This is a genomic window from Peptoniphilus sp. HCN-40583, assembly GCF_037892835.1.
Taxonomy (GTDB): domain Bacteria; phylum Bacillota; class Clostridia; order Tissierellales; family Peptoniphilaceae; genus Aedoeadaptatus; species Aedoeadaptatus rachelemmaiella.
On the sequence record NZ_JBBKBU010000008.1, the window covers coordinates 60,276 to 70,388 of the forward strand.

9 protein-coding genes and 1 other annotated feature are annotated in these 10,113 nt (G+C 49.4%); of the genes, 8 read left to right on the plus strand and 1 reads right to left on the minus strand.

What is annotated here, in order from left to right; translation table 11 throughout:
* Positions 1-66: 66 nt before the first annotated feature.
* The 7 genes from WKT05_RS03985 to serS all read left to right on the plus strand — a co-directional run bounded on the left by WKT05_RS03985 (position 67) and on the right by serS (position 5,880).
* A complete protein-coding gene (locus WKT05_RS03985; protein ID WP_340412987.1) occupies positions 67-849 on the plus strand; it encodes a copper amine oxidase N-terminal domain-containing protein in 783 nt (260 codons plus the stop codon).
* 298 nt (positions 850-1,147) lie between these two features.
* Positions 1,148-1,372, plus strand: a complete 225-nt coding sequence (locus tag WKT05_RS03990; RefSeq protein WP_077075549.1) for a FeoA family protein — start codon at positions 1,148-1,150, stop codon at positions 1,370-1,372.
* 8 nt (positions 1,373-1,380) lie between these two features.
* A complete protein-coding gene (locus tag WKT05_RS03995; RefSeq protein ID WP_340412988.1) occupies positions 1,381-1,629 on the plus strand; it encodes a FeoA family protein in 249 nt (82 codons plus the stop codon).
* The gene (feoB, locus tag WKT05_RS04000) at positions 1,626-3,731 is read left to right on the plus strand and encodes a ferrous iron transport protein B (protein WP_340412989.1); all 2,106 of its coding nucleotides are present in this window, start codon (positions 1,626-1,628) and stop codon (positions 3,729-3,731) included. The genes WKT05_RS03995 and feoB overlap by 4 nt, the downstream gene beginning before the upstream one ends.
* A gap of 9 nt (positions 3,732-3,740) precedes the next feature.
* Positions 3,741-3,896, plus strand: a complete 156-nt coding sequence (locus WKT05_RS04005) for a FeoB-associated Cys-rich membrane protein (RefSeq protein ID WP_340412990.1) — start codon at positions 3,741-3,743, stop codon at positions 3,894-3,896.
* 228 nt (positions 3,897-4,124) lie between these two features.
* Positions 4,125-4,292, plus strand: a complete 168-nt coding sequence (locus WKT05_RS04010; protein ID WP_340412991.1) for a DUF362 domain-containing protein — start codon at positions 4,125-4,127, stop codon at positions 4,290-4,292.
* A gap of 103 nt (positions 4,293-4,395) precedes the next feature.
* Positions 4,396-4,558 (plus strand) — a binding site (T-box leader).
* 32 nt (positions 4,559-4,590) lie between these two features.
* On the plus strand, positions 4,591-5,880 hold the full coding sequence (gene serS / locus WKT05_RS04015; RefSeq protein ID WP_340412992.1) for a serine--tRNA ligase: 1,290 nt from the start codon (positions 4,591-4,593) through the stop codon (positions 5,878-5,880).
* A 56-nt stretch (positions 5,881-5,936) separates the two neighbouring features.
* On the opposite strand, the gene WKT05_RS04020 is transcribed toward serS, so the two are convergent.
* Positions 5,937-7,070 (minus strand): copper amine oxidase N-terminal domain-containing protein, encoded by a 1,134-nt coding sequence (locus WKT05_RS04020; RefSeq protein WP_340412993.1) that lies wholly within the window; start codon positions 7,068-7,070, stop codon positions 5,937-5,939.
* 299 nt (positions 7,071-7,369) lie between these two features.
* Between WKT05_RS04020 and WKT05_RS04025 the strand changes: the two genes are divergently transcribed.
* Positions 7,370-10,090 (plus strand): cation-translocating P-type ATPase, encoded by a 2,721-nt coding sequence (locus tag WKT05_RS04025; RefSeq protein WP_340412994.1) that lies wholly within the window; start codon positions 7,370-7,372, stop codon positions 10,088-10,090.
* Positions 10,091-10,113 lie beyond the last annotated feature (23 nt).

The following is a 10,113-nucleotide window of genomic DNA, read 5'->3' on the forward strand; positions in this document are numbered from 1 at the left end:
CAGCGTTAAGGGCGACGCCGGATCATTTTTGTAATGTAGCTTTAAATTAAAAAAGGAGGAGATTTTATGGCAAAGAAAAGAAAAATCACTTTAGTTATGATCTTGTGTTTGATGCTCGCACCTTTTTCATCCCATGCGCAGGGACCGAAGGCGATTACCGTGTACATTAACGGGATTAATCAAAATGCGAGTCAGTACGGTGTTGAAGAAATGGCTCCGGTTCGGAAGGGGCGAACCTTTTTACCTCTCGAGCAGTTGGAGCAATCTCTTTCCTATTCTGTAACGGTGGATTCGGACAAACAATCTGTCCTAATCAAAAAAGATGGGATTCAGGTAGCCATGACACTTGGCGACAAGAACTATCGAGTGCAAAAAGAAACAAAAACCATGGATGTCGCACCTTTCTCTGAAAAGGACAAAATCTATGTCCCTGCGCGTTTTGTGCAAGAGGCTTTCGGGGCAAAAGTTGAATGGGACGGCAAGAACCGCGTCGTCATCATTGCCGGAAATAGGGGAGAAGAGGAGTCGAAGAATTCCTATACCGAACTGAGCAACGTGGGTTTGAAAGCGATCGTACCAGAAGAATTTGAGATGGTGGATTTCCACGGACAGTACATTGTTTCTTGGAAGGAATTTATGGGTCAGTATTCAGAGACACCGGCGACGTTGTTTACGATAAAATTGATTTCGCAGCCGTCGGAGAATGTCGGCGACCGACTATTGGATTATCGAAATGGAAACTATGTATTTGCCGAGTTTGCAAAAGACAGACAATATAGCCGGGCCATCGATGAAGCCATCGAAGACATGTTAGAAAGTGTAAGGTCCATAGAAGGAAAAAATAATTAAATTTAGGAGTCCGGCAGATGCCGGGCTTCTTTCGTTTTAAAATGATAAGTGAAAAAAGAGGGATGAAATCGATAACGGACAGAGGCACCAGTATAGAAAAGGGAGGAGAAAAGATTCTGCAGTGAAAAACACTTTTTTGGTGGATTTAGCGGTAAAATAGAATAAGAATCTTTCTTATTCTCTTGAAAGGGACATAGTCGAATGGTATAATCTTTGTTATGGAATAAATTTTCATTGGAAGGCAAGTGTCTTTTTCTTTTGGCTCTTGACTGATAACCGTTATTGTAAGGAGATGCATATGAATTTAATCGTTGCGCCGAAAAACGTGGATCTGAAGGTGCTAAGGGTGCGGGATCAAAAATTGGACAAGAGCCAAATTACCCACTTGCAAAACCTGGGGTTTGTGGAAGGTGCCAATTGTCGTGTTGTATCTGAGGTTCAGGGGTCGCTGATCGTCATCATCAAAGGCGTACGCGTCGGCTTGGGCAAAGATTTGGCTGAATGTATTCGTATCACAGTGTGAGGTGTAGCATGAACTTGAATCAAGCGTCGGTAGACAAGTACTACGTGGTGAAAAAGATCAATGGGCAAGGCCCATTGAAGCGCCGCATTATGGACATGGGCATTACGAAGAACACCGTGTTGTTCGTAAGAAAATTTGCTCCCTTGGGGGACCCCATTCAATTAACCGTGCGCGGTTATGAATTGAGCCTTAGAAAGGCCGATGCGGAGCTTGTGGAAGTTGAAGAAGCTCAAGGGCCGAAGGAGGAAGAGGCGTGAAAATTGCATTAGCGGGCAACCCGAATAGCGGGAAAACGACCCTATTTAATGCCTTGACCGGTTCCCACCAATTTGTCGGGAACTGGCCGGGGGTAACCGTCGAAAAGAAAGAAGGACAGTACAAAAAGGATACAAGCATTACCATTACTGACCTTCCCGGTATTTACAGTTTAAGCCCTTACACACTTGAAGAAGTGGTAAGTCGGAAATATTTATTAAACGAAAAACCGGAAGTAATCATCAACATCATCGACGGCGTGAACTTAGAGCGTAACCTCTACTTAACCACCCAATTATTGGATCTGGGCATTCCCGTCGTCGTCGCCGTAAACCGCATGGACGTCGTTCGCAACAAAGGCGATGTCATCGATCGTTCGGGTCTTGAAAAAGCACTGGGCGCACCGGTTGTTGAAATTTCCGCATTAAAGAAGGAAAATCTCGACGGCTTAATGGAAATGGCGAAAAAAGTCCAAGCCACAGCCGCTGAAAATCACGTTTACTACGATGAGCATTTGGAAGATGCGGCGAAAGCCATTTACGACATCGCTCCTTCCATAGCAGCCATGGAGTCTAAGCGCTTCTATGCATTAAAACTCATCGAAGGCGATCAAAAGCTCGGGCTGAATCTGAGCGCCGATGAAGAAAAGAAGATTGCCGGCGTCATTTCGGAGTTGGAAGACTATTACGAAGACGACGGCGAAGGCATTATGACGGAAATGCGCTACAATGCCATTGCAGGCATTGTCGAAGGCAATTATAAACAAGGCAAGCGCGGCATGAGCACCAGCGACAGAATCGACGCCGTGGTCACCAACCGTGTCCTGGCCCTGCCTATCTTCGTCATCATCATGACCGGCATCTACTACATCAGTGCCAAGCTCGTCGGCGGCCCCGTTACCGACTGGGTCAACGACACCTTGCTGGGCACCTACGTCGCCGATGCCATCAACAATGTCGTCTCGTCAATGAATACGGCACCGTGGCTTGAATCCCTCGTTATGGACGGGATCGTTGCCGGGGTCAGCGCCGTCTTAGGCTTCTTGCCCTTGATCGCAACCCTGTATTTCTTCCTCGCCATTATGGAAGATGTGGGTTACATGTCCCGTATCGCATTTATCTTAGACAGAATCTTTAGAAAATTCGGCCTCTCCGGCAAGAGCTTTATCCCGATTCTTATCGGTACCGGCTGCTCCGTTCCCGGGATCATGGCCACTCGTACCATCGAAAACGAAAACGACCGCCGCATGACCGTCGTCGTCACAAGCTTCATGCCTTGCGGGGCGAAAGTGAACCTTATCGGCCTCTTCGTCGCCTCTTTCGGCTTCTGGTACTTCTTGCCCATCGCTTACTTCTCCGGCATCATCGCCGTTATTATTGCGGGCTTAATGCTGAAGAAAACCTCGATCTTCCAAGGCGATCCGGCACCCTTCGTTATGGAACTTCCGGAATACCACATTCCCTCGGCAGAAAATGTATTTAAGAGCGTATGGAGCCGCTGCAAAGCCTTCGTGAAAAAGGCCGGGACCATCATTCTCGTGGCCAGCATCGTCATCTGGTTCTTGCAAAACATCTCCGTCCACGGCGAATTCGTAGAATTTGCGGAAAACCAAGACAGCATTCTCGCTGCACTTGGTAAAATCATTGCCCCCATCTTCATTCCCTTGGGCTTCGGCACATGGCAAGCCACCGTGGCCAGCATCACCGGCCTCGTGGCCAAAGAAGCTGTTGTTTCCACCTACGGCATCATCAACGGTGTCGCCGAAGGTGCCAACTTAAACGCCTTCGTCGCCACCCAATTTACCTTCCTCGGCGCATTGGCATTTATGCTCTTTAACCAATTAAACGTTCCTTGCTTCGCCGCCACCGGCGCCATTCGCGAGGAAATGCAATCGAAATTCTGGACCCTGTTCGCCCTGGCTTTTCAAACGGGCTTCGCTTATGCCATCGCCCTCATCGTCTTCCAAATCGGACAACTGATCACCGGCGGTTCCTTCACTGTATGGACCGGCGTGGCCTTTGTCCTTCTGGCAGTCATGATTTGGGCCATCGTAAGAAAACCCAAAGTCAAGGACGTACCCATCGGTCGAGAACAATTAAACTAAGGAGGAACTATGGGTACGATTATTGTACTGGCTGTCGTCTGCTTGGCCATCTTCGGCGCTGTCCGCTCCATGCGAAAATCCCATGAAGAAGGCGGATGCTGCGGCTGCTCCCACTGCGGGACGGCAAGCTGTGACCACGAAGACGATCACAGCCACAGCCACTAATAGTAAATGATAAAGAGGATGCTTCGGCATCCTTTTTTATTGCAACGTGACTGCAAAATTCAAACTGATTTACTATGATATGTGAAAAATCGTCGGAAAAGATTGTATTTTTTTCAATTAGCCCTTGAAATCCTCGGTGGTAATGATATAATGACTTCAGAAAGAAAACATAATGTGTTTAGGTACAAGCACGCTGCACATACCTAACAGAATCTAGGAGGTAAAATTATGGCACATAAAATTACTGACGCTTGCATCGCTTGTGGCGCTTGCAAACCCGAATGTCCCGTAGACTGCATTTCTGAAGGCGGCATTTTCTCCATCGACGAAAATGCTTGCATCGACTGCGGTTCCTGCGCAGCTGTATGCCCCACCGGCGCTGCACAACCCGAATAAAATCGGACACAAAAAAGGCGTTCTCCGCAAGGACGTCTTTTTTTAATTGAAAAAATTGTTGCCTACCTTTTTTACCACAGCTGTGGTATACTACCATCAACGATATAAGGCGACGATGAGGAGCAGTAAAAGATGTAACCCGAAAGAGAGCCTGCGGTTGGTGCGAGCAGGCGGGAGCAATCTTTGAATCCGCCTTTGAGCCTGACAATGAAGTGAACCGGAAACGGTTAATTTGGGTGGCAACGCGGGTCCGTCTCGTCCCATGGGGGATGAGGCGGCTTTTTTTATGGAGGTAATTATGTTAGACATTCGAATGATTCGTGAAAACCCCGAACTGGTAAAAGAAAACATCAAAAAGAAATTCCAAGAAGACAAACTTCCCCTCGTCGACGAAGTGCTGGAACTGGATGTGGCCAATCGTGCGGCAAAAACCGAAGGCGACGAGCTGCGCGCCAAGCGCAACGCCCTGTCGAAATCCATCGGCGGCTTAATGAAAGACGGCAAAAAAGACGAAGCGGAAAAAGTAAAGGCCGAAGTGAAAGCCATTAACGACCGCATCGAAGAATTGGAGCTGGAAGAAGGCAAAAAATCCGAACGCATTCGCGAAATTATGCTGGTCATTCCCCAAATTATCGACGACACCGTGCCCATCGGAAAAGACGACACGGAAAACGTGGAATTGGAACGCTTCGGCGAACCGGTGGTGCCCGACTATGAAGTGCCCTACCACGTGGACATTATGGAATCCGTGGCCGGCATCGACCTGGACAGCTCGAGAAAAACCTCGGGCAGCGGCTTCTACTACCTGCGCGGCGACATCGCCCGTTTGCACTCCGCCATTTTGTCCTACGCCCGTGATTTCATGATCGACAAAGGCTACATCTACCACATTCCGCCCTTTATGATTCGCGGCGACGTAGTCAGCGGCGTCATGAGCTTTGCCGAAATGGAAAACATGATGTATAAAATCGAAGGGGAAGACCTGTACCTTATCGGCACCAGCGAACACTCCATGATCGGTAAATACATCGACTCCATTACGGAAGAAGCCACCTTGCCCCACAAGCTCACCAGCTATTCCCCCTGCTTCAGAAAAGAGGTGGGCGCCCACGGCATCGAAGAGCGCGGCGTCTACCGGATTCACCAATTCGAAAAGCAAGAAATGATCATCATCTGCAAGCCGGAAGAAAGCAAAGACTTCTACAACGAGCTCTGGCAAAACACCGTGGAATTTTTCCGCACCATGGACATCCCCGTGCGCACCTTGGAATGCTGCTCCGGCGACTTGGCGGATCTGAAGGTCAAGAGCTGCGACGTAGAAGCCTGGTCTCCCCGTCAACAAAAATACTTCGAAGTGGGCAGCTGCTCCAATTTAGGCGACGCCCAAGCTCGCCGCTTAAACATCCGCATCCGCGGCGAAGACGGCAAACTTTATTTGGCCCACACCCTGAACAACACCGTCGTCGCACCGCCGAGAATGCTCATCGCCTTCTTGGAAAACCACTACCAAGAAGACGGATCCATCTTTATTCCGGGAGTCCTCCGTCCCTACATGGGCTTCAAGGAAAAAATCGAAGTTTTGAAATAATAAAAGAGACGCCATCGTAAAGGTGGCGCCTCTTTTTGGTGGGGATAAAAATATCCTTACTCTCCTATGAATAAGATGACCGAATGGGTTTTAGGTCTTAGCTGGAAGAGATTCATATGGAAAAGGGTGGATTCATCTTTCGGTTTTTTATAAGAGGTACTTTCCATGTACTTATTAAATTCTTCAGGCGTTTTATTCATGGGCATGATGCGGTAATGGTAGTCAATATATTCAAGTCTGTTAACAGTAGATGTTTTTGTATCATAAATGGGTTCTTGATCGGGATCGAAGGAGTCAGTGTCGAATCGGTAAACAATGTTATACTTCGTATTTACGCGATCTTCGTTAAAGTAGACGTCGCTATCTTCTTCTTTAAAATCACCGGCCCAATGAAGACCTGTTACCAGCTCTCGTAGAGGAATGTAATAATCGCCATCGACGGTAAGGCTGCTGTTAACATATTCCATACTTGTGCTTTGATCCAAATACATGCCATCACATTGGATTCCGCGGCCATGGAAGATAACTTCACGCCCCGTTGCAGGTTCCGTTACAAGAACGCCGATTTCGGGTGGGTTATCTCCGCCCCAAATGTAATTATTACGATCGATGCTATAGACCCAGCCCATTTCTTTCGAAAAATCTTTGACTGATATCATGCGGCGATCGCCTATTTGAAAAGAGTGAACTTTAAACTCTTTTCCCTCGTAATGGATCGATAGAAGTTTATGGTCACGAGGCGGATAGTAGATCTTGCCGATAACCACTGTAGAATTGGCATCGTCCCAGCTGACGATTTCACCAAAAGCTTCGGATATAAAGCGAATGGGAACAAGCGTGCGCCCATTCACAATTTTTGCAGGGACATCCAATGTAATATGTCTGGTCATGCCGTTTTCTTTCATGGTGACTCGGCGTTGATTAATTTGTAAATCAATGGTTGCTTTGGTGCCTCTGGTGGTACTTCTTTGAATAACCACTTTTCGTGTTGAGGGAACCCAATTAACTTCTGCGTCTAAGCTTTCGGAAATAAGACGTAATGGAACGAGAACGCGGTCATTTTCGATTGTCGGCGCCACATCACCGTAAAGATAATCGCCCAACGTAAATATCTTAATATTTCTTTGTGCGAAGCTTTGTGAGGGAAAGAAAAGTGTTAAAACCAGAAGCAAAAGAGACCATTTTTTCATTTGATCAAATCCTTTCTAAAATTTTTTCAACTTACTTTTATTATATTATTCCTCGTCAGGAATTGCACGATAATTCCGATGCTATTAAGGGATGACGGCAGCTCGTGAATCCTCGTTTATTTCTCCTGTTTTCATTGACCTTACCCGCCTCTCTTTGGTATACTACTTGTCGAAACAAAGGGGAGTAACGATTATTCTTGGTCGTCAATCCGGCTAACGCCCGGCCAAGGATCCTATACAGGCTGTGAGACTTTTGTCCGTGGGACAGGAGTCTTTTTTTATAACACAAGGAGGTTTACATGGATTGGTACAAAATGAGTGCCCGGGAAGTGCTCGACGAACTATCGGCCGACGACAAGACGGGGCTTGCCCCGGAAGATGCCGAAAAGCGTTTAGACAAGTACGGGAGAAATGAATTGCAGGAAGAGGAAGGCAAGTCTTTCGCCAAAAAATTGGCGGAGCAATTCCTCGACCCCATGATTATTATTCTTTTAATCGCCGCGATTATCTCAGGCGCCGTGGGCGAGATGGTGGATTCCGTGATTATTCTCGCCATCGTCATCGTGAACGCCGTCTTGAGCATCGTGCAGGAGGGCAAGGCCGAAGAGGCCATTGCCGCCTTAAAGAAAATGAGCTCCCCCACGGTAAAAGTGATTCGTGGGGGGCGCCCCGTGGAAATCGACTCCGTGCGCGTTGTGCCCGGGGATTTGGTCGTGTTGGAAACCGGCGACATTGTGCCGGCGGATATGCGCCTCATCGAAAGCACCAATTTAAAAATCGACGAATCCTCCCTCACCGGGGAATCCGTCGCCGTTGAAAAAGATGCCACGATCACTCTGGAAGACGATGCGGGCATCGGCGACAGAGACAACTACGCCTACTCCGCCTCCATCGTTACCTACGGACGAGGCAAGGGCATCGTCACCGCCACGGGCGAAGACACGGAAATCGGTAAAATCGCCACCACCCTCTCCACCATGGAAGAAGAGCAGACGCCCCTGCAAAAGAAGCTGGCGGGCCTCTCCAAAGCCCTGGGGATTCTCGTCGTCGCCGTCTGCGCCGTGGTTTTTCTCGTAGGCAAACTCTACGGCCACGACACCCTGCGCATGTTTATGACCTCGGTCTCTTTGGCCGTGGCCGCCATTCCCGAAGGGCTCCCCGCCATCGTCACCATCGTCCTTTCCATGGGCATGGGCAATATGGCCAAGCGCCACGCCATTGTGAAGCGGCTCTTGGCTGTGGAAACTTTGGGGACCACCACCTACATCTGCTCCGACAAGACGGGCACCTTGACGCAAAACGAAATGACCGTCACGAAAGTCTACCTCGACGGCAAAGTCATGGACGTCTCCGGCACGGGCTATGCCCCGGAAGGGGAGCTGTCCTATAAGGGATCTGTCGTCTCCGTCGACGATATGAAGGGCTTAAAGACCCTCTCCTCCATCGCCACCTTAACCAACGATGCGGACTTAATCGAAGAAAACGGAACGTACAGCATTTTAGGCGACCCCACGGAAGGCGCCCTCATTACTCTGGCGGGCAAGCTGGGCGTAAAGGAAGACGCCCTGGAAGAAGCCTACCCTCGCATCGGCGAAATTCCCTTCGATTCCGACCGGAAGATGATGTCCACCTTCCACGAAAATTTCTTCGACAACAAGGTGTCCTCCTTTACCAAGGGCGCGCCGGATGTGGTTTTGAAAAACTGCAAGTACCTGTTTAAAGACGGAGAGATCGTGGAGCTCACCGAAGCCGATCGAAAGGCGATTTTGGAGCAAAACAACGCCTTTGCCCAAGAAGCCCTGCGCGTGTTGGCTTTTGCCTTTAGAAATTACGACGCCATGCCCCAAAATCCTTCCACGGAAGAAAACGAAAAAGACATGGTATTCGTGGGCCTCACCGGCATGATCGACCCGGCCCGCCCGGAAGTGAAGGCCGCCATCAAAGAATGCCGAAACGCCGGCATCGTCCCCGTCATGATTACCGGGGACTACCTTCTTACCGCCAAAGCCATCGCCGAAGAGCTGGGCATTTTGCGCGAAGGGGATAAGGCCATGATGGGGGAAGAGCTAAACGACAAGACCCCGGAAGAAATTCGCGAAATCGTAAAGACCACCCGGGTCTTTGCCCGCGTGTCCCCTGAAAACAAAGTGCAGATCGTGACGGCACTGAAAGAAAACGGCGAAATCGCCGCCATGACCGGCGACGGCGTCAACGACGCCCCGGCCATTAAAAAAGCGGACATCGGCATCGCCATGGGCATTACAGGCACCGACGTGGCGAAAAACACGGCAGATGTTATCTTAACCGACGACAACTTCGCCACCATCGTCAACGCCGTGGAAGAAGGGCGAATCATCTACGCCAACATTAAAAAATTCGTCACCTTCCTCTTGAGCTGCAACATCGGCGAAGTGCTGGTGGTTTTCCTCTCCATTATCATGAACCTGCCCACGCCCTTCTTGCCCATTCAGCTGTTGTGGCTGAATTTAGTCACCGACTCCTTCCCGGCGCTGGCTCTCGGCGTGGAAAAAGGCGAAGAAGAAACCATGTACGAACCGCCGCGGGATCCAAAGGAACCGATTTTGGACAGAAACATCACCATCACCATCATCATCCAGTCCCTTGCCATTACGGCGGCCACCCTGGGCGTGTACTACTACGCCCTCACCACCCACGGCATGGACGGCGACGGCCTCGTCTACTCCCGCACCATGGCCTTCTCTACCTTGGTCTTCAGCGAACTGTTCCGCTCCTTCTCCTCGAGAAGCATCGACGACACCCTCTTTAAAATGGGTTTCTTCACCAACAAGCGCCTGAACCAAGCCGTGCTCCTGTCCTTGGCCATGGTCCTCGTGGTCCTCTACATTCCCTTCCTGGAAAATCTCTTCCACATGACGGACCTGAACATGGTGGACTGGGCCATCGTCCTCATCTCCGCCCTCATCCCCTTGGTTATCGGCGAAATTCAAAAAATGATTCGCTTCAAACAAACCCACGTCGGGGATTTAAAGAACAAATAAGAAAAGCCGCCTTCGGGCGGTTT